Origin of the sequence: Ferrovibrio sp., assembly GCF_035304305.1 — a bacterium.
GTDB lineage: Bacteria > Pseudomonadota > Alphaproteobacteria > Ferrovibrionales > Ferrovibrionaceae > Ferrovibrio.
Genome location: NZ_DATGQG010000077.1, coordinates 1 through 23,673 on the forward strand (window position 1 = coordinate 1; position 23,673 = coordinate 23,673).

At 66.7% G+C, this 23,673-nt stretch carries 24 protein-coding genes and 1 pseudogene; 10 read left to right on the top strand and 15 right to left on the bottom strand.

Annotation, left to right across the window (positions count from 1 at the left end):
• Positions 1-333 (top strand): annotated as a pseudogene (locus tag VKZ87_RS09640) (primosomal protein N'); the annotation flags it as partial.
• 73 nt (positions 334-406) lie between these two features.
• Entirely contained in the window at positions 407-808 is a 402-nt protein-coding gene (locus VKZ87_RS09645) for a hypothetical protein (RefSeq protein ID WP_324221042.1), read from the top strand.
• A gap of 10 nt (positions 809-818) precedes the next feature.
• Here VKZ87_RS09645 and VKZ87_RS09650 read toward each other — a convergent pair whose 3' ends face one another.
• From VKZ87_RS09650 to VKZ87_RS09695, 10 genes are all read right to left on the bottom strand, one after another.
• Entirely contained in the window at positions 819-1,061 is a 243-nt protein-coding gene (locus VKZ87_RS09650; RefSeq protein ID WP_324221043.1) for a hypothetical protein, read from the bottom strand.
• A gap of 86 nt (positions 1,062-1,147) precedes the next feature.
• A complete protein-coding gene (locus VKZ87_RS09655) occupies positions 1,148-2,077 on the bottom strand; it encodes a glyoxylate/hydroxypyruvate reductase A (protein ID WP_324221044.1) in 930 nt (309 codons plus the stop codon).
• An 8-nt stretch (positions 2,078-2,085) separates the two neighbouring features.
• Positions 2,086-3,717: an ABC transporter ATP-binding protein gene (locus VKZ87_RS09660; protein WP_324221045.1), complete on the bottom strand. Its 1,632-nt coding sequence runs from the start codon at positions 3,715-3,717 to the stop codon at positions 2,086-2,088.
• A 4-nt stretch (positions 3,718-3,721) separates the two neighbouring features.
• Entirely contained in the window at positions 3,722-4,750 is a 1,029-nt protein-coding gene (locus tag VKZ87_RS09665) for an ABC transporter permease (protein ID WP_349254793.1), read from the bottom strand.
• A gap of 4 nt (positions 4,751-4,754) precedes the next feature.
• Positions 4,755-5,867: a microcin C ABC transporter permease YejB gene (locus VKZ87_RS09670; RefSeq protein WP_324221047.1), complete on the bottom strand. Its 1,113-nt coding sequence runs from the start codon at positions 5,865-5,867 to the stop codon at positions 4,755-4,757.
• A gap of 12 nt (positions 5,868-5,879) precedes the next feature.
• A complete protein-coding gene (locus VKZ87_RS09675; RefSeq protein WP_324221048.1) occupies positions 5,880-7,703 on the bottom strand; it encodes an extracellular solute-binding protein in 1,824 nt (607 codons plus the stop codon).
• Positions 7,700-8,302 (bottom strand): GNAT family protein, encoded by a 603-nt coding sequence (locus VKZ87_RS09680; protein ID WP_324221049.1) that lies wholly within the window; start codon positions 8,300-8,302, stop codon positions 7,700-7,702. Before VKZ87_RS09680 ends, VKZ87_RS09675 begins: the two co-directional genes overlap by 4 nt.
• Before the next feature lie 13 nt (positions 8,303-8,315).
• Positions 8,316-10,142, bottom strand: a complete 1,827-nt coding sequence (locus VKZ87_RS09685; RefSeq protein ID WP_324221050.1) for an extracellular solute-binding protein — start codon at positions 10,140-10,142, stop codon at positions 8,316-8,318.
• A 1-nt stretch (position 10,143) separates the two neighbouring features.
• Positions 10,144-10,941: a histidinol-phosphatase gene (hisN, locus tag VKZ87_RS09690; protein WP_324221051.1), complete on the bottom strand. Its 798-nt coding sequence runs from the start codon at positions 10,939-10,941 to the stop codon at positions 10,144-10,146.
• Between the two features lie 34 nt (positions 10,942-10,975).
• Positions 10,976-11,530: a cytochrome c family protein gene (locus VKZ87_RS09695; protein ID WP_324221052.1), complete on the bottom strand. Its 555-nt coding sequence runs from the start codon at positions 11,528-11,530 to the stop codon at positions 10,976-10,978.
• 197 nt (positions 11,531-11,727) lie between these two features.
• Between VKZ87_RS09695 and VKZ87_RS09700 the strand changes: the two genes are divergently transcribed.
• The 5 genes from VKZ87_RS09700 to VKZ87_RS09720 all read left to right on the top strand — a co-directional run bounded on the left by VKZ87_RS09700 (position 11,728) and on the right by VKZ87_RS09720 (position 17,907).
• Positions 11,728-12,486: a 3-deoxy-manno-octulosonate cytidylyltransferase gene (locus VKZ87_RS09700; protein ID WP_324221053.1), complete on the top strand. Its 759-nt coding sequence runs from the start codon at positions 11,728-11,730 to the stop codon at positions 12,484-12,486.
• Positions 12,487-12,525: 39 nt separating this feature from the next.
• A complete protein-coding gene (locus tag VKZ87_RS09705; protein ID WP_324221054.1) occupies positions 12,526-13,395 on the top strand; it encodes a prephenate dehydratase in 870 nt (289 codons plus the stop codon).
• Positions 13,396-13,434: 39 nt separating this feature from the next.
• Positions 13,435-14,373: an aldo/keto reductase gene (locus VKZ87_RS09710; protein WP_324221055.1), complete on the top strand. Its 939-nt coding sequence runs from the start codon at positions 13,435-13,437 to the stop codon at positions 14,371-14,373.
• A gap of 295 nt (positions 14,374-14,668) precedes the next feature.
• A complete protein-coding gene (locus VKZ87_RS09715; RefSeq protein WP_324221056.1) occupies positions 14,669-15,736 on the top strand; it encodes a glycosyltransferase family 4 protein in 1,068 nt (355 codons plus the stop codon).
• 14 nt (positions 15,737-15,750) lie between these two features.
• On the top strand, positions 15,751-17,907 hold the full coding sequence (locus tag VKZ87_RS09720) for an amylo-alpha-1,6-glucosidase (protein WP_324221057.1): 2,157 nt from the start codon (positions 15,751-15,753) through the stop codon (positions 17,905-17,907).
• A gap of 1 nt (position 17,908) precedes the next feature.
• Here VKZ87_RS09720 and VKZ87_RS09725 read toward each other — a convergent pair whose 3' ends face one another.
• Together VKZ87_RS09725 and VKZ87_RS09730 are read right to left on the bottom strand one after the other, a co-directional pair.
• Positions 17,909-18,499 carry a class I SAM-dependent methyltransferase gene (locus tag VKZ87_RS09725; RefSeq protein WP_324221058.1) on the bottom strand — a complete coding sequence of 197 codons (591 nt, stop codon included), beginning with the start codon at positions 18,497-18,499 and terminating at the stop codon, positions 17,909-17,911.
• A gap of 3 nt (positions 18,500-18,502) precedes the next feature.
• A complete protein-coding gene (locus tag VKZ87_RS09730) occupies positions 18,503-18,718 on the bottom strand; it encodes a YdcH family protein (protein WP_324221059.1) in 216 nt (71 codons plus the stop codon).
• Positions 18,719-18,785: 67 nt separating this feature from the next.
• On the opposite strand from VKZ87_RS09730, the gene VKZ87_RS09735 reads away from it, so the two are divergent.
• Positions 18,786-19,286 carry a TIGR02444 family protein gene (locus VKZ87_RS09735; RefSeq protein WP_324221060.1) on the top strand — a complete coding sequence of 167 codons (501 nt, stop codon included), beginning with the start codon at positions 18,786-18,788 and terminating at the stop codon, positions 19,284-19,286.
• A 10-nt stretch (positions 19,287-19,296) separates the two neighbouring features.
• On the opposite strand, the gene VKZ87_RS09740 is transcribed toward VKZ87_RS09735, so the two are convergent.
• Positions 19,297-19,893 (bottom strand): UbiX family flavin prenyltransferase, encoded by a 597-nt coding sequence (locus tag VKZ87_RS09740; RefSeq protein ID WP_324221084.1) that lies wholly within the window; start codon positions 19,891-19,893, stop codon positions 19,297-19,299.
• Between the two features lie 318 nt (positions 19,894-20,211).
• Between VKZ87_RS09740 and VKZ87_RS09745 the strand changes: the two genes are divergently transcribed.
• The gene (locus VKZ87_RS09745; protein ID WP_324221061.1) at positions 20,212-20,382 is read left to right on the top strand and encodes a YdcH family protein; all 171 of its coding nucleotides are present in this window, start codon (positions 20,212-20,214) and stop codon (positions 20,380-20,382) included.
• A gap of 50 nt (positions 20,383-20,432) precedes the next feature.
• Here the strand turns inward: VKZ87_RS09745 and VKZ87_RS09750 are convergent, their stop codons facing one another.
• Positions 20,433-22,058 (bottom strand): acyl-CoA synthetase, encoded by a 1,626-nt coding sequence (locus tag VKZ87_RS09750; RefSeq protein WP_324221062.1) that lies wholly within the window; start codon positions 22,056-22,058, stop codon positions 20,433-20,435.
• Positions 22,059-22,163: 105 nt separating this feature from the next.
• Positions 22,164-22,931: a sulfite exporter TauE/SafE family protein gene (locus VKZ87_RS09755; RefSeq protein WP_324221063.1), complete on the bottom strand. Its 768-nt coding sequence runs from the start codon at positions 22,929-22,931 to the stop codon at positions 22,164-22,166.
• Between the two features lie 139 nt (positions 22,932-23,070).
• On the opposite strand from VKZ87_RS09755, the gene VKZ87_RS09760 reads away from it, so the two are divergent.
• Positions 23,071-23,667 (top strand): hypothetical protein, encoded by a 597-nt coding sequence (locus VKZ87_RS09760; protein ID WP_324221064.1) that lies wholly within the window; start codon positions 23,071-23,073, stop codon positions 23,665-23,667.
• Positions 23,668-23,673 lie beyond the last annotated feature (6 nt).

Sequence of the window (23,673 nt, forward strand, 5' to 3'; positions counted from 1 at the left end):
TTCATCGCCGCCGAAATGGCCGAGCGCCAGCGGGCCGGCATGCCGCCCTTCGGCCGGCTTGCCGCCATCGTGGTCAGCGGCGCCGACCAGGCCCAGGTGGAGGCGGCGGCCCGGGCCATGGCCCAGGCGGCGCCGCGCGGACCGGGCCTGAGCGTCCTCGGTCCGGCGCCGGCGCCCCTGCATTACCTGCGCGGCCGTTTCCGCGAGCGGCTGCTGGTGAAGGCGGCCCGGGACGTGGATGTGCCGAAAGTTCTGCGAGAATGGATTGGCAAGATCAAACTACCGGCAGCTGTAAAACGCGCGGTAGACATTGATCCTTATAGCTTTCTTTAACCTGATACGTGAAAAGGCGGCAGGCATAACTGAACGGTTCCCGAGGGGTCGCGGACCGGAATTGGAGGGGAAGATGTCTTACCGGCGTGCGCTGCCCGCTGTCGCCATCCTGTTTGCCGCAGGCCTCGGCCTCGGCGCCTGCCAGGACAAGCAGACCGCGCCCGACCAGCGGCATACGGGCCTCAGCAGTTTCGTGCAGTTCATCCAGAAGACCGGCAGCCTGAAAAGCCTGAACACCTATTACCGCCAGCGCCCGCAGATCCAGGCTGAGGAGCGCATCGGCGTCATCTATGACGGCGCGCGCACCGAGGGCGAGGTCATGCGCTTCAAGGACAAGGTGACCACGAAGGAAATGCTGCCGGCGCTGCAGGCCGTGCGCAAGCGGCTCGGCGAGACCGAGAACTGCGTCGCCCGCGGCTACTTCATCGCCTGCGGCGACGAGAAATTCGTCGAGATCTTCCGCAAGTGGGAGTGAGGCGCGCGCCTCACATGGTCCAGCCGCGGGTAATCGCGAGAATGGCGCCCAGGGTCAGCGGCGTCAGGACCAGCGCGGCATAGAAGATCACCGCCGGCGACCACAGGACGGCGGCGGCGCCGATCGCCAGCAGGATACCCAGCAGGACCAGGACCGCACGCGCGCCATTGGCGCGTTCGTGCCGGCCGAAACCGGTCTGCTCGGCGGCAGTCTCTTCGGCTGCGATCATATGGTCGGCGGTGAAATCGGTCATTACAAACTCAGCGCGACGGACGGAATATACAATCCGCAAGATAGCATTTTCGTCGCGCCGCGCGCCGCGCGTATTGTCGCAGCGGATTAATATCCGCGCTCGTAATCCACCAGCCTGAGGATCGGCTGGCCTTTCTGCAGGCGACGGATGTTGTCGACGATCTGCGGCGCCACATGGGCCGGGATGCTGTCGGCCGCGTTATGCGGCGTCACCGTCACCTTGGGATGCGTCCAGAACGGACTCTCGGGCGGCAGCGGCTCCTCGTTGAAGACGTCGAGCGTCGCGCCGGACAACCAGTCGCTGTCGAGGGCATGCAGCAGGTCGGCTTCCACCACATGGCCGCCGCGGCCGGCATTGATCAGATAGGCGCCGCGCGGCAGCAGCGAGAGCGTGCGCCGGTTGATGATGCCGCGGGTCTGCGGCGTGAGCGGCAGCAGGCAGACGAGTACGTTGCAGAGTTTCAGGAAGCCGTCGAGATGCTCGTCGCCGTGGAAGCTGGTGACGCCGTCGACGGCCTTCAGGCTGCGGCTCCAGCCGATCACCTGGAAGCCGAAGGGCAGCAGCTTCTTCGCCGCATCCGTGCCCAGCGTGCCCATGCCCATGATGCCGATGATGCGCTCCGAGGCATCCACGGGCGGCAGCCAGCGCCAGGTGCGGTTGCGCTGGTTCTGCAGCATCGTTTCCATCTGCCGGTGATAGCGCAGCACGTGCAGCAGGACATATTCGCTCATGCCCACGGTGAGGCGGCCGTCGACGACGCGGGCCAGCGGCACATGGCGCGGCACGTTGGGGTCGGCGAGGATGCCGTCGACGCCGGCGCCGAAGCTCTGGATCAGCTTCAGGTTCGGCAGGCTCTGCAGCAGGCCCGGCGGCGGCTTCCAGACCAGGGCGACGTCGATATCGGCCGGATCGCCGATCTCGGGATAGAGGCGGATATCCAGATCGGGGGCCAGCTTCGCGATCGCCGCGCCCCAGTCCGCGACCGGATGGTTCTTCGAATAGATCAGGAGGGCCATGGAAACGACTAGCTGCGGATGGACTCGGTGTGCGCCACTTCGAGATTGAAGGCGGCGGCGATCAGAGCCTTGGTATAGGCCGTCTGCGGCGCGCTGAACAGCTGCGCGGCGCTGCCATGCTCCACCACCCTGCCATCCTTCATCACCAGCACGCGGTCGGCCAGCGCGCGCACCACGCGCAGATCATGGCTGATGAAGAGATAGGCCAGCTTGTGGCGCGCCTGCAGGTCGCGCAGCAGGTCGACGATCTGCGCCTGCACGCTCATGTCCAGCGCCGAGGTCGGTTCGTCCAGAACCACGAAACGCGGTTTCAGCACCATGGCGCGGGCGATGGCGATGCGCTGGCGCTGGCCGCCGGAGAATTCATGCGGGTAGCGGTCCATGGTAGCGGGATCGAGGCCGACTTCGTCGAGCGCCGCCGCCACCTGCTTGCGGCGTTCCTTCTCGTCGCCGCCGATGCCGTGCACGCGCAGGCCCTCCTCGACGATCTGGAACACGGAAAGCCGCGGGCTGAGGGAATCGAACGGATCCTGGAAGACGATCTGCATCTGCGGCCGCAGGGGGCGCATCTCGTCCCAGCTCTTGCCCTGCAGCTCCTGGCCCTTGAAGCGGATGCGGCCCTCGCTTTTCTGCAGCCGCAGAAGCGCATAGCCGAGCGTCGACTTGCCCGAGCCGGATTCGCCCACCACGCCCAGCGTTTCGCCGGCGCGGATATCCAGGTCGATGCCGTCCACCGCCTTGACATGCCCCACCGTGCGACGCAGCAGGCCCGCCTGGATCGGGAACCAGACCTTGACCTTCTCCGCCTGCAGCACCATCGGCGCGTCATGCGGCACGGCATGGGGATTGCCCTTCGGCTCGGCGGCCAGCAGCTTGCGGGTATAGGCATGCTGCGGGTCGGCGAAGACCGCCGCCACCGGACCGCTTTCCACGATCCGGCCTTCGGTCATCACGCAGACCCGGTCGGCCACCTTGCGCACGATGTTCAGGTCATGGGTGATCAGCAGAAGGGCCATGCCGAGCCGGCTCTGCAGGTCCTTCAGGAGGGCCAGGATCTGGGCCTGGATGGTGACGTCGAGCGCCGTGGTCGGCTCGTCGGCGATCAGCAGGTCGGGCTCGTTGGCGAGCGCCATGGCGATCATGACGCGCTGGCGCTGGCCGCCTGACAGCTGGTGCGGATAGGCGCCGAGCCGCTTCTCGGCCTCCTGCAGACCGACCAGCTTCAGCAGTTCCAGCGTGCGCGCCCGGGCCTGCTCGCGGTTGAGCTTCTTGTGCAGAAACAGCACCTCGCTGATCTGCCGCTCGATATTGTGCAGCGGATTGAGCGAGGTCATCGGCTCCTGGAAGATCATCGCCACGCGGTTGCCGCGCAGGGCCCGCAAGGCCGGCTCCGGCGCGCCGATCATCTCCTTGCCGCGGAATTTCACCGAGCCGGTCGGATGGCTGGCCAGCGGGTAGGGCAGCAGCTGCGGGATCGAGAGCGCCGTCACCGACTTGCCCGAGCCGCTCTCGCCGACCAGCGCCAGCGTCTCGCCGCGGGCAATCCCGAAGGAAACGCCGCGCACGGCATCCACCGCGCCCGGGCCATCGCCGAAGCGCACGCTGAGGTCGGAGACCTGGAGAAGCATGCCGTCGCTCATGCCGTCACCGGAAGATCTTGCGCGGGTCGAAGGCGTCGCGCACCGCCTCACCGATGAAGATGAGCAGGCTGAGCATGATCGCGAGCACCACGAAGGCAGTGATGCCCAGCCAGGGGGCCTGGATGTTGGTCTTGCCCTGGGCCAGCAGTTCGCCCAGCGAAGGCGAGCCGGGCGGCAGGCCGAAGCCGAGGAAATCGAGCGCGGTCAGCGTGGTGATCGAGCCGTTCAGGATGAAGGGCATGAAGGTGAGCGTCGCCACCATGGCGTTGGGCAGGATGTGGCGCCACATGATCTCCGGCGTGGAAACGCCCAGCGCCCGGGCGGCGCGGACATAGCCGAAATTGCGTGCGCGCAGGAACTCGGCGCGCACCACGCCGACCAGGGCGGTCCAGGAGAACAGCAGCATGAGGCCGAGCAGCCACCAGAAATTCGGCGTCACCACGCTGGCGAGGATGATCAGCAGGTAGAGGGTCGGCAGGCCGGACCAGATCTCGATGAAACGCTGGAAGATCAGGTCGGTCCGGCCGCCGAAGAATCCCTGCACCGCGCCGGCGGCCACGCCGATGATCGACGACAGGAAGGTCAGCGCGAGGCCGAACAGCACGCTGATGCGGAAACCGTAGATCAGACGCGCCAGCACGTCGCGGCCCTGGTCGTCGGTGCCGAGCCAGTTCACCGACGAGGGCGGCGAGGGCGCCGGGCGGCCGAGATCGTAGTTGATGGTCCGGTAGCTGAAGGGGATCAGCGGCCAGACCATCCAGCCGTCCTTTTCGCGGATCAGCTCCTGCACGTAGGGGTCGCGGTATTTCGCCTCGGTTTCGAAGTCGCCGCCGAAGGCGGTTTCCGGATAGGCCTTGAAGACCGGGAAGTAGTAGCGGCCGTCGTAGCGCACCAGCAGTGGCGAGTCATTGGCGATCAGCTCGGCGAAGAGGCTCAGGATGAACAGCGCGAGAAAGATCCACAGCGACCAGTAGCCGCGCCTGTTGCTGCGGAAATTGCGCCAGCGCCGCGCCGTGATGGGGCTCATTTCCATCGGCTCAGGCTTCCCGGCTCTCGAAATCGATGCGCGGATCGACCACGACATACATCATGTCGGAGATCAGGTTCACGATCAGGCCCAGCAGGGTGAAGATGAACAGCGAGCCGAACATGATCGGGTAATCGCGCTTCAGCGCCGCCTCGAAGCCGAGCAGTCCGAGGCCGTCGAGCGAGAAGATCACCTCGATCAGCAGCGATGAGGTGAACAGCACGCCGATGAAGGCGGACGGAAAGCCGGCGATGACGATCAGCATGGCATTGCGGAACACGTGGCCGTAGAGCACCTGGCGTTCGCTCAGGCCCTTGGAGCGGGCCGTCAGCACGTAGAGCTTGTTGATCTCGTCGAGGAAGGAATTCTTGGTCAGCATGGTCAGGCTGGCAAAACCGCCGATCACCATGGCGGTGACCGGCAGGGCCAGATGCCAGAAGTAGTCGACAATCTTGCCGGCGAGGCTGAGCTGGTCCCAGTTGTCGGAGGTGAGGCCACGCAGGGGGAACCACTGCCAGAAGCTGCCGCCGGCGAACAGCACCACCAGCAGCACGGCGAACAGGAAACTCGGGATTGCGTAGCCGACGATGATCGCGGCCGAGGTCCAGACGTCGAAGCGGCTGCCGTCGCGTACCGCCTTGGCGATGCCGAGCGGGATGGAGATCAGATAGACGATCAGCGTCGTCCAGATGCCGAGCGAGATCGAGACCGGCAGCTTCTCGATGATCAGGTCGATCACCGGCCGGTCCTTGAAATAGCTGGTGCCGAAATCCAGCGTCAGGTAATTGCCCATCATCACGAAGAAGCGCTCGTGCGCCGGCCTGTCGAAGCCGAACTGCTTCTCGATCCGGCGGATGAATTCCGGATCCAGGCCCTGGGCGCCGCGATATTTGCCGCCCATGTCGCCGGCCACCGGCGCGCCGGCCCCGGCGCCGGTTCCGGCCTCGCCGCCGGTGGCGCCCGAGATCCGCGCCGTGGTGTCGACCGCCGTGCCGGTGACCTGGGCGATCACCTGCTCGACCGGGCCGCCCGGCGCGAACTGCACGATGATGAAATTGATCACCATGATGCCGATCAGGGTCGGCACGATGAGCAGCAGGCGGCGCAGGATGTAGCTCAGCATGCCTCTACTCTCTCACCGATGGCGCGGCAGGTTCAAGGCGCGGTCCCTGGCCGGATCGATCCACCAGGTGTTCACCAGCCCGACATCGTAGAGCGGCTTGGTGGCCGGTCGCTGGAAGCGGTCCCAGTAGGCCAGCTTCACCGTGCCGCTGTACCAGTTCGGCACGACATACCAGCCCCACATCAGCACGCGGTCCAGCGCCCTTGTGGCGGCCCGCAGCTCGTCGCGGCTCTTCGCCGAGACGATATGCTCAACCAGGTCGTCGACCACCGGATCGCGGATGCCCGAGAGATTGAAGCTGCCGATGGTGCTGGCCGAGGCCGAGGACCACAGGTTGCGCTGCTCGGTGCCCGGCGTGATCGGCTGGGCGAAACGCCGTCCCACCGTGTCGAAATCGAAGCTGCGCATGCGGTTCTCGAAGGCCGAGACGTCGACCACGCGCATGGAAACCGCGATACCGATGCGCTCCAGGTTGCGCGCGAAGGGACCGATCACCCGCTGGAAGCTCGGCTCGTAGAGCAGGAATTCCAGTTCGAAGGGCTTGCCCTCGCGGTCCACCAGCCGGCCTTTCTCGATGCCCCAGCCGGCCTGCAGCAGCAGTTGCTGCGCCCGCTTCAGGTTGGCGCGGTTGTTGCCCGAGCCGTCGGTCCGCGGCGGCTGGAATTCGGTGGTGAAGACTTCCCGGGGCAGCCGGTCGCGATAGGGTTCCAGCAGCCTCAGCTCGGCTTCCGAGGGCAGGCCGGTGGCCGCGAGGTCGGAATTCTCGAACATCGAGCGGGTGCGCTTGTAGAGGTCGTAGAACAGCGTCTTGTTCATCCACTCGAAATCGAAGGCGAGGTTGATCGCCTGCCGCACGCGCGGATCGCTCAGATGCGGCTTGCGCGTATTCAGGAACCAGGCCTGCACGCCCGACGGCGTATGGTCGCGCAGCACCTCGCGCCTGATTTTTCCGGCGTCGAAGGCGGGCTTGCCCTGGTACTGGGTCGCCCAGACGCGGGCGATGATCTCCTCGCGGAAGTCGTATTCACCGGCGAAGAACGCTTCCACGGCCACGTCGCGGTCGCGGTAATAGTCGTCGCGGATCTGGTCGAAATTGTACTGGCCGCGGTTGCTCGGCAGGTCCTTCGCCCACCAGTTCTCGACCCGGCGCATGACCAGCGTGCGGCCGGCCTCGGCACGCACGATCCGGTAGGGGCCCGAGCCGAGCGGCGGTTCGCTCAGGGGCGAGGCGAAGTCGCGACCCTGGAACCAGGCCTTCGAGAGGATCGGCATGGTCGCCACGGTAAGCGGCAGGTCGCGGCGGCTTTCCGTCGGCCTGAAGCGGAAGACGACGCGGCGCTCGCTCTCCGCGGTCACGCTCTCCATGTCGCGCAGCACCAGCTGGTACAGCGGATGGCCATGCTGCACGATCGACTCGAAGGTGAAGACGACATCCTCGGCGGTCACCGGCGAGCCGTCATGCCAGCGCGCACGGCGGTCGATGTTGAAGGCGACCCAGGCGCGGTCGGGCCCCAGTTCGGCGCTCTCGGCCAGGCTGGCATAGACGGCGTCGGGCTCGTCGAAGGCGCGGACCATCAGGCTCTGGAAGGTCAGGCCCAGATTGGCGGCGGCGACGCCCTTGAGGATCAGCGGATTGAGGTTGTCGAAGGCATTGAGCTGCCACATGCGCAGCTCGCCGCCCTTCGGCGCGTCGGGATTGACATAGTCGAAATGCCGGAAGTCCGGCGGGTATTTCAGGTCGCCGAAGGCCGAAAGGCCATGGCGCGGCTGGGCGTGAGCATTGGAGAGGCAGGCCAGGGCTGCGGCAAGCAGCAGGCCTGCCAGCGGCCGTCTCAAGTCGTTGCCTTTCCGCCGCCATGGGCCAGGCGGTGCTGCAGATTGGCTTTCACTGCCGGCCATTCGCCGGGCAGGATGCTGTAGACCACGGTATCGCGCAGGCTGCCGTTCGGCGCCACCTGGTGGTTGCGCAGGATGCCGTCCAGCTTGGCGCCCAGCCGCTCGATCGCCGCGCGGCTCTGGTGATTGAAGAAATGGGTGCGGAACTCGACTGCGATGCAGTTCAGGGTCTCGAAGGCGTGACGCAGCAGCAGCAGCTTGCAGCGCGTGTTCAGCGCGCTGCGCTGCACGGACCTGCGGTACCAGGTGGAGCCGATCTCGACCCGCTTGTTGGCCGCGTCGATGTTCATGTATGTGGTCATGCCCACCGGCTTGCCGTTCAGCATCACGGTGAAGGGCAGCATCGAGCCGGCCTTCTGCAGGTTCAGCCGGCGCGCGATCTCGGCGCCCATCTTCTCCGGCTGCGGGATGAAGGTGTACCAGAGATTCCACAGCTCGCCGTCCTTCACCGCCTCGATGAGGTCGGCTTCATGGCCGGCCTCGAGCGGCACCAGTGCCACATCGCCATCCTGCAGGGTTACGGGCGTCGGCCAGGTCATGGTCTTCTCTTTTCTAGCGTTGCTGGGCTGCCCGCACTTTATCCGCCTTCGCGGGGTCGATCCACCAGGCAAAGAAGTCGGTGCCGTAGGCGGGCGTCTTTTCCGGCATGCCGAACTTGTCCCAGATCGCGATGCGGTCGTAGGGCAGGTTCCAGCCGGGCACCAGGTAATGGCCCCAGGTCAGGGCCCGGTCCAGCGCGCGGGTCGCGGTGATCAGTGCGGCGCGGTCCGGCGCGTAGATCACATGCTCGATCAGCCTGTCGATCGCCTCGCTGCGGATGCCGGCATAGTTCCGGCTCGAGGAATTGTCGGCCGCCTCCGAGGAGAAGAAGTAGCGCTGCTCGTTGCCCGGCGAGTTGGATTGCGGCCAGCCGGAATAGATCACGTCGAAGGCGAACTCGCGCAGCAGCCGGGTATACTGAGATGAATCCACGGTGCGGATGCGCAGGTTGACGCCGAGCCGCTGCAGCGCCTGGCCCCAGGGCGCGACGATGCGCTCGTAGCTCGGATCGCCGAGCAGGAACTCGATTTCCAGCGCTTCGCCCTTCGCGTTGCGCAGCACGCCGTCCTTCACCTCCCAGCCGGCCGTCTTCAGCAGCCGTGCCGCCTCGCGCAGGTTGCGGCGGTCGGTGCCGCTGCCGTCGGACTTCGGCGCCTCGTAGGCGGGCCCGAAGACTTCCGGCGGCAGCTTGTCGCGCAGCGGCTCGAGCAGCTTAAGCTCCTCGGGTGACGGCATGCCGCGCGCGGCGAAGTCGGAATTCTCGAAGAAGCTGCTGGCGCGGCGGTAGCTGTTGTAGAAGAACGCCTTGTTGGCCCATTCGAAATCGAAGGCCAGCGTCAGCGCGCGGCGCACGCGGGGATCGGACAGCTTCGCCTTGCGGGTGTTGAAGATGAAGCCGGCCAGGCCGGCCGGGCGCTCATGCGGGATCTCGAGCTTGCGCACGAGGCCCTGCTGCTTGGCCGGAAATTCGTAGAACTCTGCCCAGTCGCGCGCGCTGTTCTCGCTGCGCAGGTCGTACTGGCCCGACTTGAACGCCTCGCGGGCCACCGTCTGGTCGCGGTAGACGTCGTAACGGATGCGGTCGAAATTGTAGCGGCCGCGGTTGATCGGCAGGTCCTTCGCCCACCAGTCGTCGCGGCGCTCATAGGTGATTTGCCGGTTGGCCTCGAAATTGGCAATCCTGTAGGGACCCGAGCCGGTCCAGGGTTCCAGCGAGACGCGATCGAAGCCGCGCTTCTCCCACTGCGCCTTCTGCACCACCGGCAGCTGGCCCATGATCTGCGGCAGCTCGCGGTTCTTCGGCCCGGTGAAATGGAACTTCACCTTGCGCGGATTGACCGCCTCGGCGCGCGCCACGTTGGCGTAATAGAGCTGGTAGGTCGGGTCGCCATGCTGCTTGATCTGCTCGAAGGTCCAGACCACGTCGTCCGCCGTGATCGGCGTGCCGTCGGCCCATCTGGCCTCGGCGCGGAGATTGAAGGCGACCCAGCCGAGATCGTCGGGCGTTTCCACGGTTTCGGCGATCAGGCCGTATTCCGCCGAGATGTCGTCCATCGGCGACACCATCAGCGTCTCGTAGATCAGGCCGAGGCCGGGCGCCTCGTCTCCCTTCGGAATGAAGGGATTCAGGCTGTCGAAGCCGGCCGGCGTGGAGAAGCGGACCTCGCCGCCCTTGGGCGCGTTGACGTTCACGTAGTCGAGCTGTGTGAAACCGGCCTTGTATTTCGGCTCGCCCACCAGGGAGAGCGCGTGCTGCGGCGTCTGGGCCGGGGCGGATGCAGAGGGAAGGGCTGCCGCGATGCCGCAGGCAAGAGCAAGGGCAAGAGCTGGAAGGCGCATGTCAGGCTCCTGACAGGATGGCGAGAGCGGCCTCGTGCAGTTGCGAATTGGCGGTGGCGACGACGCGGGAATGGCCGCGCATGTCGAGCGGCCGGCCCTCCCAGTCGGTGACGATGCCGCCGGCGCCCGCCACCACGGGCGTCAGCGCGGCGTAATCGTAGGGCTGCATCGGGCCGTCAAGGGCAATATCGGCGAAGCCGGAGGCTACCAGCGCATAGGCGATGCAGTCGCCCGACATGCGGTTCATCCGGCAGGCTTTGCGCAGCCGGTTGAAGGCCGCGAGCTCGCTGTCGGTGAAGGAATCCACATAGGTCGTCATTACCACCGCTTCGGACAGGCCGCGCGACGCATTGGTGCGGGCCGGCTGTCCGTTGAATATGGTGCCGCGGCCCGAGGCGCCAACCCAGCGGTCGTTCATGATCGGCTGGTCGATCACGCCCAGCACCGGCCGATTCGCGTAGGTCAGCGCGATCAGCGTGCCGAAGATCGGCAGGCCGGCGACGAAGCTCTTGGTGCCGTCGATCGGATCGAGGATCCACTGCCATTCCGCCTCGGGGCGGGCATGGCCGTATTCCTCGCCGAATATGCCGTGTTCGGGATAGCGCCGCTCGATGGCCTGCCGCATCACCGCTTCGGCGGCGCGGTCGGCCACCGTCACCGGCGAGGCATCTGCCTTGGTCTCGACGGCATCGAGGCGGCGGAAATGCGGGCGGATGGCCTCGCGGGCCAGATCGGCCAGGTGGCCGGCGAAGGCGACCAGCTCGTCGGCAGAACGCAAAAAGGCCGGGACGTCGCTCATTGCGGCAATCCCGGCCTTCTGGAAACGGCGGAAATCACTGGGCCGGCAGAGGCGGCGGATTGTCCGTGAAGCCCCGCAGATAGGCGATCAGGTTGGCGCGCTCCTTGGGGTTCTTCGAACCGGCATAGGCCATCTTGGTGCCGGGGGCATAGGCCTTCGGGTTCTTCAGGAACTGGTACAGCGCGTCATAGGTCCAGGGACCCTCGGTGCTCTTGAGCGCGTCGGAGTAGGCGAAGCCGTCCGTATGGCCCTTCGGGGCGCCGACGACGTTGGCCAGGTTGGGGCCGACCTTGTTGGCGCCGCCGGGCTCGACGGTGTGGCAGGCGGCGCATTTGGCGAACGCCTTCTTGCCAGCTTCCGGATCGGCGCTCGCCAGCAGGGTGGCCACCGGCGGGTCGGTCTCTTCCTGCTGGCCGGCAGCGGCCTCGCCCGGGGTCTGGGTGCCGTCATCGGGCACATCGATCTTGTAGGCGGCTTCGGCCAGCGGCTTCGGCTTCACGATCATGTTGCCGATCTGCGACACGCCCATGATCACCAGCAGGCAGGCAAGCACCGCACCGGCGATCTTGTTGAGCTCGAAACCATCCATATCCCCACACTCCCGACGGCGGCTTTGTCGACCTGAAGGCCTGTCGTTAAAGGCCTGAAACGGCCCGAAAAACGCGCTGCACATTAGCGGCTTCCCCGGACCGTCCGCAACCCGTATATATCGGCAGCCTCCGGGCTTCCGCCAGCCCCGGCTGCGGCGAAGTGCCGCACCATTTCCCTCCGAATCCGGGCCTTCCGATGACGACCTCCGCCCTGCCGCAGAACCCCATCGTCCTGATCCCCTCCCGGCTGGCCTCCACCCGGCTGCCCGACAAGCCGCTGGCCGACATCCACGGCGTGCCGATGATCGTCCATTGCCTGCGCCGGGCCCGCGAGGCCGGTTTCGCCAGGGTCGCGGTCGCCTGCGGCGATGCCGCCATCGCGGAAGCCGTGCGGGGTGCCGGCGGCGAGGCGGTGATGACCGATCCCAACCACCCCTCGGGTTCCGACCGCATCCACGAGGCGCTGGTGAAGCTCGACCCGGAGCGCCGGCATGACGCGGTGGTGAACCTGCAGGGCGACCTGCCGGCCATCGATCCAACGGTGGTCAGCGCGGCCCTGACGCCCCTGGGCGACGCCGCGATCGACATTGCCACCCTGGCAACCCCCATCGTGGACAGCCACGAGATCGACGATCCGAACGTGGTGAAGGCGGTGCTCAGCCTGGAGCCCGGTCAGACCATCGGCCGTGCCCTCTATTTCAGCCGCCGGCCGGTGCCGTCGGGCGAGGGGCCGCTGTGGCATCATATCGGCATCTACGCCTATCGACGGGCGGCGCTGGAGCGCTTCGTGACGCTGAAGCCCTCGCCGCTGGAGAAACGCGAGAAACTCGAGCAGCTGCGTGCGCTGGAAAACGGCATGGCGATCGCCGCGGCTGTCGTTGACACCCTGCCGCTCGGTGTCGATACTCCGGCCGATCTCGAGCGCATTCGCCAAGTGATGGCTGCGCAACGATAATTCCCGCCTCCGTCCCCATATATACGCCACGAGCCGCCCATGAACGCCAAGATCGCCTCTGAAGCCATCGATCCCGCAACGGTCGTGGCTTTCCAGGGCGCGCCGGGCGCCTATTCGCATCTCGCCTGCCGCGAGGCCCTGCCCGATATGGTGCCGCTGCCCTGCGCCACCTTCGAGGATGCCTTCGCCGCCGTGCGCGAGGGCCGGGCGGCCTGCGGGCTGATCCCAATCGAGAATTCCACCGCTGGCCGCGTCGCCGACATCCATCACCTGCTGCCGGAAGGCGGGCTCTACATCACGGCAGAGCATTTCCTGCGCGTGCGGCACCAGCTGCTGGCGCCCAGAAGCGCCACCCTGAAAACCGTCAAGCGTGTCTATTCCCATGTGCAGGCGCTGTCGCAGTGCCGTCGCATCATCAAGGATCTCGGCATCGAGCCGATCGTCTCCACCGACACGGCCGGTTCGGCCAAGGATGTCGCCGAGCGCAACAATCCGGAGGAGGCGGCCATCGCGTCCTCCATCGCCGGCGAGCTCTACGATCTCCAGATCCTCCGCGCCGATGTCGAGGACAACCACACCAACACGACGCGCTTCATCAAGCTGGAGCGCCAGCGCCGCGATCCGGACCCGCAGGCGGGCAACAGCCTGACCGCGATCATGTTCAAGGTCCGCTCGGTCCCGGCGGCGCTCTACAAGGCCCTGGGCGGCTTCGCCACCAACGGCGTCAACGTCGTGAAGCTGGAAAGCTATCTGACCGACGGTTTCAGGGTGGCCGAATTCTATGCCGAGATCGAAGGCCATCCGGCTCACAGGAATGTCGATCTCGCTTTGCAGGAGCTGGAGTATTTCAGCCGTTCGCTGAAGGTGCTCGGCGTCTTCGCCGCACATCCCTTCCGCTCGGAAATGTAAGTCGCGCCGCGGTCGTCGCGGCCAGAGAAGGATATCGCCATGAAGTTCCGCAATCTCGGCAATTCCGGCCTGCTGGTCTCGGAGGTCGGCCTCGGCTGCAACAATTTCGAGATGCGGCTGGATATCGAAGCCTCGCGCAAGGTGATCCACAAGGCGCTCGATCTCGGCATCACCCTGTTCGACACCGCCGATATCTACGGCAACAGGGGCGGTTCCGAGACGCAGATGGGCAAGATCCTCGGGCCGCGCCGCAAGGACATCGTGCTGGCGACCAAGTTCGGCATGCCGATGGATGATGAAGGCAGGAAGGTCGGCGCCTCGCGGCGCTACATCATGCAGGCGGTGGAAGACAGCCTGCGCCGGCTGCAGACCGACTGGATCGATCTCTACCAGCAGCATCAGCCCGACCCGCGCACGCCGATCGAGGAGACGCTGCGCGCGCTGGACGACCTGGTCCGCCAGGGCAAGGTGCGCTACATCGGCAATTCCAATTTCGCCAGCTGGCAGCTCGCCGACGCCGACTGGACGGCGCGGCAGCTCGGGCTGAACCGCTTCGTCTCGGCGCAGGACGAACTCAGCCTGGTGTTCCGCAAGGCGGAAGCCGAGCAGCTGCCGGCCTGCGAGCGCTTCGGCCTGGGATTCCTGCCCTTCTTCCCGCTCGCCAGCGGGCTGCTCACCGGCAAGCACCAGGGCGGCAAGGCGGCGGAAGGCTCGCGGCTCGCCAATACCCAGCGCCTCGCCGACCGCTACATGACGCCGGCCAATCTTGCCACCGTCGAGCGCCTGCGCGGCTGGTGCGAGAAGCGGGGCATGAGCATGGTGGATCTCGCTTTCGGCTGGCTTCTGGCCAAGCCGCAGGTCTCCAGCGTGATCGCCGGCGCCACCAGGCCCGAGCAGCTGGAGCAGAATGTGAAGGCCGGCGAGACGAAACTCTCGGCCGAGGATCTCGCCGAGATCGCGAAACTGCTGGAAGGCTGAGCGCAACCGCTTTGTGACGGCCGGACAGGGGCGGACACCGCCCTCTTGAACTGGCCGGCGGCCTTCCTAACTCCAACGCGCCGGATGCTTTTCCAGGGTCCGGCCGCTCGGGATAGCCCAGAAATCCCGGTGGCTGCGTTATCCGTGTTGCTCCTCGGGGGAATGCGTGAGGCGTGGCGCGCGCGCGTGCCGGACGGGGCATGCGTGGCGGGGCCGCTTGAAATCCGTTCTCTCCCGGCCGGGCAGCAGACTGCGCTCCGGCATGTCCGTAAAGGCCAGTTGGGAGAGAGGAGACATGAAGATCGCGCAGATTGCCCCGCTCTACGAAGCCGTTCCGCCGCGCCTCTATGGCGGCACCGAACGGATCGTCGCCCATCTCTGCGACGCCCTCGTCGAACTCGGGCATGATGTCACGCTGTTCGCCAGCGCCGATACCTCGACAAAGGCGCGGCTGGTTCCGGTGCGTGACCAGGCGATCCGTCTCGACCCCGCACCGCTGAAGTCCGATGTCGCCGCGCACCTGGCGATGCTACACGAGGTGCGCCGCCGGGCCGACCAGTTCGACGTGCTGCATTTCCATGTCGACCTGCTACATTTCCCGTTCTTCCAGGACATCGCCGAACGCACGGTCACCACTTTGCACGGCCGTCTCGACCTGAAGGATCTCGACACGGCCTACCGGCGCTGGCCGTTCTATCCGCTCGTCTCGATCTCGGAGAGCCAGCGCCGTCCGCTGCCGTTTGCCAACTGGATCGGCACGGTGCCCCATGGCCTGCCGACCGATCTCTACCGGCCGAAGGCGCAGAACAAGGGCGAGTATCTGGCCTTCCTTGGCCGCATCTCGCCCGAGAAGCGGCCCGACCGGGCCGTCGCCATCGCGCGCCGCGCCGGCATTCCGCTGAAGATCGCGGCCAAGGTCGATGCCGCCGACCGCGCCTATTTCCGCGAGGTCGTCGAGCCGCTGATCGACGGCAGCACGGTGCAGTATGTCGGCGAGATCGGCGACCGCGAGAAGGCGGACTTCCTCGGCGATGCAGCGGCGCTGCTCTTCCCGATCGACTGGCCCGAGCCGTTCGGGCTGGTGATGATCGAGGCGATGGCCTGCGGCACGCCGGTGGTGGCCTGGGACTGCGGCTCGGTGCCCGAGGTGGTCGAACCCGGGGTGACGGGCCATATCGTCAGCTCGGAAGAGGAGGCGGTGAAGGCGGTGTGGCAGACGAAGCACATGGATCGCGCGCAGATCCGCCGCGCCTTCGAGCTGCGTTTCTCGGCCACCGTGATGGCGCGCCACTACGTCGCGCTGTACCGCAAGCTCGGTCGCGAGGAGGAGACGCGGATGGCGGAGCTGAAGCAGTTCGCCTGAGCAGGGGGGATCGCATGAACGAGCTCGCCCCTGTCGCCCAGGCGCCGGAGGCCGAGGGAAAGAGCGCGGCCGAACCGCGCGTCCCCAGCCGCCTCTATGCGCTGAAGGATGGTGACACCTTCGTCATCGCCGATGCATTCGGCAACATCCTGGGCGAGGGCGACGGGCTGTTCCGCGACGATACCCGCGTGCTGTCGACCTTCCGGCTGACCATCGCCGGGCAGCTGCCCTCGCTGCTCGGCGCCATGGTCAGCCGCGACAACGTCTTCTTCACCGCGAACATGACGAACCGGCCGCTGCCGCCGCTCGGCGGCCGCTCGCTGCGGGAAGGCGTGATCCATATCGAACGTACGCGCTTTCTCTGGGAGGGCTGCCTCTACGAGCGGATCCGCTGCGTCAATTACGGCGGCCAGGAAGCCGCCCTGCCGGTCACACTCAGCTTCGGCGCCGATTTCCACGACATGTTCGAAGTGCGCGGCGAAACCCGCCCGAACCGCGGCCGGCTGCTGCCGGTGGAGCAGTGCGGCAACGGCTTCGTCTTCCGCTATGACGGCCTCGACGGCATCCGGCGTACCACCGCCGTGGCCTTCTCGCCGATACCTTCGCGCCTCGAGCCGGGCCGCGCCGAATATCTGCTGGCATTGCCCGCCGGCGGCCAGCTCGATCTCCATATCGAGATCGGCAGCCAGGTATCGGAAGAGCCCGGCCGACACCGCTTCCGCGCGGCGGCGGCGCGGGCGCGGGTTGCCATGCGCCGGCGCCTGCGCCGCGGCGCCAGGCTGCGCAGCCGCAGCCGCCTGTTCAACAACTGGCTTGAGAAGTCGCGCGCCGATCTGGCGCTGCTGACCAGCGAACTGCCGACCGGCCCCTATCCCTATGCCGGCATCCCGTGGTTCTCCACGCCGTTCGGCCGCGACGCCATCGTGACCGCCCTGCAGACGCTGTGGCTCGATCCGGCGCTGGCGCATGGCGTGCTCTCCTATCTCGCGCATCACCAGGCCCAGGAGACCTCCAGCTTCCGCGATTCCGCGCCGGGCAAGATCATGCACGAGACGCGCAAGGGCGAGATGACGCGGATGCAGGAACTGCCCTTCGAGCGCTACTACGGCGGCGTCGACACGACGCCGCTTTTCGTCATCCTCGCCGGCGCCTATGCCGAGCGCACCGGCGACCTCGGCTTCATCGGCGAACTCTGGCCGGCGCTGACCAAGGCGCTCGGCTGGATCGAGTCCGTGCTTGCCTCCGATCCGAACGGCTTCCTCGCCTATGCCCGCGGCGAGACTTCTGGACTCGTCAACCAGGGCTGGAAGGACAGCGAGGATTCGGTCTTCCATGACGATGGCAGCACGCCGCCGGGCCCGATCGCGCTGGTGGAGGTGCAGGGCTATGTCTATGCGGCTTTCTCCGCGATGGCGATGCTGGCGCGGCGGCGCGGCGAAACGGCGCTCGCCGCCGGCTGGCAGGCGCGGGCGGACCGCATCCGCGCCGCGGTGGAAGAGCGGTTCTGGATGCCGGACGCTGGCTTTTACGGCCTGGCACTGGATGGCCGCGGCCGGCTCTGCCGCGTGAAGGGCTCCAATGCCGGGCATCTTCTCTTCACCGGGCTGGCCGCGCCGGAGCGGGCGCAGCGCGTCGCGCAGCAGCTGCTGTCGAAAGCCTTCAACACCGGCTGGGGCCTCCGGACCCTGGCGCCGGGGCAGGCGCGCTTCAACCCGATGTCCTATCACAACGGTTCGGTCTGGCCGCATGACACGGCACTCTGCGTCGCCGGCCTGAGCCGCTACGGCGAGCGCGACGGCGTCGTGCGGCTGCTGGAGGAGATGTTCGAGGCCGCGGTGCATTACGGCATGCGGCTGCCGGAACTCTTCTGCGGCTTCGGCCGCCGCATGGGCGAACCGCCGACGGACTATCCCGTCGCCTGTCTGCCGCAGGCCTGGGCCGCCGGCTCGGTCTTCATGCTGCTGCAGGCGGCGCTGGGACTGGAAATCGATGGCCTGCGCGGCGAGGTGCGCGTCACCCGGCCGGCCCTGCCCGCGACGCTCGACCGGCTCGAGATCCGCGATCTCGAGGTCGGCGGCAACCGCACCGACCTCGTTTTTCAGCGCGTCGGCGATCGCGTCGTCGCGCTCACCGAGGGGGCGGAGAGGGTGCCACTGCTGATCCGGGTCTAGCTCAGCGCTCCAGCATCAGGATGTCCCAGCGGACATCGCCGCGGTTGAACATGTCGCCGCGCTCGGAGCGGTGCAGCAGCCGCAGCCCGTGATCCGCGGCCTGCGCGATCACCTCGTCGGCCGGTACATCGAACATCCGGCGACCCGGCGGCACCGGTCCATGCCGCAGCGACAGTGCGAGACGGCCGGCTTCCGCCACCAGCGGCGTCACCGCCTGCATGGCGCGCCGGCGCTCGCCGGCATCGAGATGCATCCAGACCGCCGTCAGCATCACCAGGCCGAAACGCTCGGCCGCCGCGGTCAGCTGCGGCAGCTCGGGCAGGCTGTCGTCGATCCAGCGGATCGGCAGACCGGCATGCAGGCGTTCGCCATGGGCGCGCAGCTCGGCGGTCGGCTCGGCGGCCGTGACCTCGAAGCCGCGTCTCGCCAGCGCCGCCGCGTCGCGCCCGGTGCCGGCGCCGATGTCCAGCGCGCGACCGCTCGCCGGCAGGAGAGGGATGATCCGGCTGTGCACGTCCTCGAAGGTGATGCTCTCGTAGGCCGCCGCCAGCCGGTCGGCGTCTGCGGCGTATCCCTCGGTACCGCCTTGCATGGATCAGGCGATGATGTCGGGAATCAGCAGATTCTCGATTTTGGCGATCTGGTCCTTCAGCGCCAGCTTGCGCTTCTTCATGCGCTGGATCTGGATCAGGTTGAGATGCGGCTGTTCGGCAAGCGCGGTGATGGCGTCGTCGAGGTCGCGGTGCTCGGCGCGCAGATCGGCCAGCTTGCGCTGCAATTCGTCCACATCGATGGGGCCGGAAAACGTCATCACTCAAGCCGCGGGCCGGAAACCCGCGCCTTCCATCCTCGACAGAAACTGCCTAACCATAGCACGGATGGGCGCAGCAGATACCGGCTTCTGGGACTTTTCGCTCCGGCTCTATGACCGGCCCGGGGTGGCCGATGCCTGCCTGCAGCTGCAGGATCGCTGCGGCGCCGACGTGAACCTGCTGCTGCTCGGTTTCTGGCGCGCGCATCGCGGTTTTCCGCGCTGGGAGCCGGGGGAACTGGCCCGGGCCGAGATGGCCGCGGCGCCGGTCAACGCCGCGCTGCGGCCGCTGCGGCAGGCTCGCCGGGCGCTCAGGGCGCTGCAGACCCATGAGCCGGCCGCCGAGTCGCTGTACCGGGACGCCAAGGCGCTGGAACTGAAGCTGGAGCAGGTGGCGCAGGGCTGGCTGGCGGCGGCGAGCTGGATCAGCCCCGCGACGCGCGACTCAGCAGGAGACGAGCGTGCGGCCGCTGAGCGCCATTTGCAGGACTACATCGCGCATGTCGCTCCGGGCAGAGAAGAGGCGGAGCGGCTGGCCGCCGCGCTGCTGGACGCGGCCTTCGCCTGAGCCTCCGGCCTCACTCGTTTTCCGTCCGCGCCGGCTTGCCGCTCCAGCGGCGCACCAGGGCGGTGTCGAGGCCGAACAGGTCGAGGACGCGGCCGACCGTGTGGTCGACGATGTCGTCGATGCTCTGCGGCTGGGCGTAGAAACCGGGCATCGGCGGCGCGACGATGGCGCCGTATTCGGTCACTGCCGTCATGTTGCGCAAGTGTCCGAGATGCAGCGGCGTTTCCCGCGGCACCAGCACCAGCCGGCGACGTTCCTTCAGCGTGACGTCGGCAGCCCGCGTCAGCAGGTTCGAGGTCACGCCGGAGGCGATTTCGGCCAGCGTCTTCATCGAGCAGGGGATCACCGCCATGCCCAGCGTATGGAACGAGCCCGAGGCGATCGCCGCGCCGATATCGGCGATGGGATAGACCGTATCGGCCAGAGCCTTCACCTCGCGAATGCTCCGCTGGGTTTCATAGCTGATGGTCATTTCCGCGGCACGGGTGAGTACGAGATGGGTTTCGATGCCGCTGTTTTGCAAACATTCCAGAAGACGCAGGCCGTAGATCACGCCGGATGCGCCGGTAATGCCGACGATCAGGCGGCGCTGCGCCGGGGCGCGGATGGTCTGTGTCGCTCCCTTCTGCGCCAGCTTTGCAGCAACCGGCCGGCGCGGCGCGGCAACGGCGCTCGCGGCCAGTGGCGAAGGCTGCGCAACTTTCTTTCCGGTAATTTTCTTAGCCGCACGAGTCGTCCTCACGGTGCTCCTGCTGCTCTGTTTCGTGGGTCGGCGCATCACGCTCTCGCTTCCGGCAGAATATTTTTTCCTGGGGCTGACAAAACGCGGGGTCAGTGCTTAACTGAATCGTAGCATGTCGCGGTGCGGTCATGCTGATGAGGCCGTGCCGGCTGACATGCTCTGTAACCAAAGAAGGAGCATGCGATGAACAACACGGCGCATCTCGATACTCTCATCGAAAAACACCATGCCCTGCAAGCGGCGATCGATGACGAGATTCACCGCCCCATGCCCGACCAGGTTCGTCTTACCCAGCTCAAACGCGAAAAGTTGCGACTTAAGGAGGCCATTGCCCGACAGTCGCAGGCGCACTAGCGCCGCCTGAGGCGGCCCGGCGGCCCGGCGGCAGCCGGGCCAGCGAAGCGTCAGGCCAGCGTTCGGGCTTTTTCGCGCAGCTCGAATTTCTGGATCTTGCCCGTCGAGGTCTTCGGCAGTTCGCCGAACACCACCGTCTTCGGGCACTTGAACTTCGCCAGTCGCTCGCGGCAGAAGGCGATGATCTCGTCTTCCGTCGCGCGCGAGCCCGGCTTCAGCGTCACGAAGGCGCAGGGCGTTTCGCCCCAGTGCGCATCGGGGCGGGCGACCACGGCTGCCTCCATGACATCCGGGTGCATGTAGAGGACGCCTTCCACCTCCAGCGTCGAGATGTTCTCCCCGCCCGAGATGATGATGTCCTTCGAACGGTCCTTGATCTGCATGTAGCCGTTCGGGTGCAGCACCGCGAGATCGCCGGAATGGAACCAGCCGCCGGCGAAGGCTTCCTGCGTCGCCTTCGGGTTCTTCAGGTAGCCTTTCATCACGATGTTGCCGCGGAACATGATCTCGCCCATGGTCTCGCCATCCGCGGGCACGCGCTGCATGGTGTTCGGATCCATGACGGTGACGTCTTCCTCGACGTGATAGCGCACGCCCTGGCGTGCCTTCATCGCCGCCTTCTCGGGCAGCGGCAGCGCATCCCATTCGTCATGCCAGTCGCAGACCACGGCGGGGCCGTAGACTTCCGTCAGGCCGTAGACATGCGTGACCTCGAAACCCATGCCTTCCATGGCGGCCAGCACGGCGGCCGGCGGCGCGGCGCCCGCAGTCATGCATTTCACGCCCGGCTTCAGCTTCGCGCGCAGATCCTCCGGCGCGTTGATCAGCATGCTCAGCACCGTCGGGGCGCCGCAGAAATGCGTCACGCCGTGGTTGACGAAGCTGTCATAGATCAGCGCCGGGTCGACCTTGCGCAGGCAGACATGCACGCCGGCCAGCATGGTGATGGTCCAGGGGAAGCACCAGCCGTCGCAGTGGAACATCGGCAGGGTCCAGAGATAGACCGGATGCTTGGGCAGGTTCCAGGTGACGGCATTGCCCACGGCGTTCAGGTAGGCGCCGCGGTGATGCGTCACCACGCCCTTGGGATTGCCGGTGGTGCCGGAGGTGTAGCCCAGCGCGATGGCATCCCATTCGTCGGGAACGCCGCGCCATTCGTAGTTCGGATCGCCGGTCCTGAGGAAGTCCTCATATTCGATCTCGCCGAACAGCTCTCCGGTGGTGCAGAGATGGTCGTCGATGTCGATGACCAGCGGCTTGTTCTTCGACTGCTCGACCGCGGCCTTCACGGTGGCGCTGTACTCGCGGTCGGTGAACAGAATCTTCGCCTCGCCATGCTCCAGGATGAAGGCGATGGCGGCCGGATCGAGGCGGGTATTGATCGCGTTGATCACCGCCCCGGTGACCGGAATGCCGAAATGCGCTTCCAGATGCGCCGGGGTGTTGGCGGCAACGATGGCGACCGTATCGCCGCGCCCGATGCCGCGCTTTTCCAGCGCCGAGGCCAGCCGGCGGCAGCGCTCGTAGAGTTCGGCATAGGTGTAGCGCAGCTTGCCATGGACCACCGCCAGCCGGTCAGGGAAGACCTCGGCGGTACGGCGCAGGAAGCTCAGCGGCGACAGCGGCTCGTAATTGGCCGGGTTCCTGTCGAGATCACGGTCATACATGCTGGTCATGGGATGCTCCCCCTTCTGCGCCAAAGCTAGAACAGGTTGTACGTCCGCGGCAACATGCGGCGTCCTATCCCCACTTCAAAGCCGGGGAATGTGCCGGGGCGGTGGCTAGAGCAGACCGAAGCCGTCGCCCAGCAGCTTCAGGCCGCACAGGAAGGTGAAGATATAGACGAAGCGGTAGAAGCCGGCATCGCTCATCTTGTGGTGCAGCCAGATGCCGAGATAGACGCCGCCGACGGCCACCGGGATGAGGACAGCGGCGGTGCCGAGATTCTCGGCCGTGAACTGGCCGAGATACCAGTAGGGGATCAGCTTCACGTAATTCACCACGGCGAAGAAGACGACGGTGGTGCCGACGAACAGCGTCTTGTCGAGCCGCTGCGGCAGCAGATAGACCTGCAGGGGCGGGCCGCCGGCATGGGCGATGAAGCTGGTGAAACCCGAACAGGCGCTCCAGAACAGGCCCTTGGCGACGTTCGGCTGCGTGGGTTCGGTCCCGCTGCGGCCCAGCCATTTCTGCAGCACGAAGACGACGGCAACGCCGCCGACGATGATCTGCACGCCCTTATTGCTGACATAATCGGCTGTCAGAGTGCCGATGCCGATGCCGATGACGGCTCCGCTGAGGATGATCGCCATGTTGCGGCGGTCCCAGAGGCCGCGATAGCCCCACAGGCCGGCCAGGTCCATCGCACAGAGGACCGGCAGCATGATGGCGGCGGCCTGCAGCGGCGGCAGAACGAGGCTCAGCAGCGGCAGGGCGATCAGGCTGGTGCCCGGCCCGAAGCCGCCCTTGCTGAGGCCCACGATCAGGACGGCCGGAAAGGCCGCGGCGTAGAACCAGGGATCGGAAATCATGGAGACGGACGACAGCATGGGGCAGACGGTCAGGACGGGACAGAAACGGATCAGTCCGCGGAAAGCGGAACAGGCAGGTTCGGTTGACGCTTATGGACGGCGAAGCTTATCCTGCATTTCAACTTCATACGCCAACTTCAGATAAAAGAAAGACGTGATGCATTCGGGTGTATCCGCAGCGGCGGCCGCCATGGAGCGGGCCATCCGGCGTCTTGAAGCAGCACTGGACCAGCGCGAAGCCGCGTTCCGGCGGCTGTCCGAGCAGCATGCGGCGGCCACCGCGGAACTGAAGGCGCTGCACGACGAATTGCAGTCGGCCCGGGACGAGGCCGCCTCTCTGCGCGAGCATGCCGCCCTGGTCGACGCCCTGCGCGAGGAACTGGCGCAGATCCAGAACGAGCGCGACGAAGGCGACATGCGGCCGGTGCCGGTGGAGCCGGTGGAGTCCGCGGGGGAGTCCGCCGGTGACGCCGCCGCGCTGGCGGCGAAGGATGCCGAGCTTGCCGCGCTGCGCGAGGAATGCGAGCGGCTGCGCGGCCAGCTCGCCGCAACCCAGGCCGCCCATGACATGTTGCAGCGCGTGGCCGCCCATGGCGGTCCGATTGCCGACGAGACGGCGGCGCTGAAGGCCGAACTGGCGGCGGCAAAGGCCAGCCAGGCCGAAATGCAGGCTTTCCAGTCGGGCATTGCCGCACGGCTCGAGGCGACCATGGCGCGGCTGCGCCAGGCGCTCGACGGCCAGACGGCCCAGTAATACGGG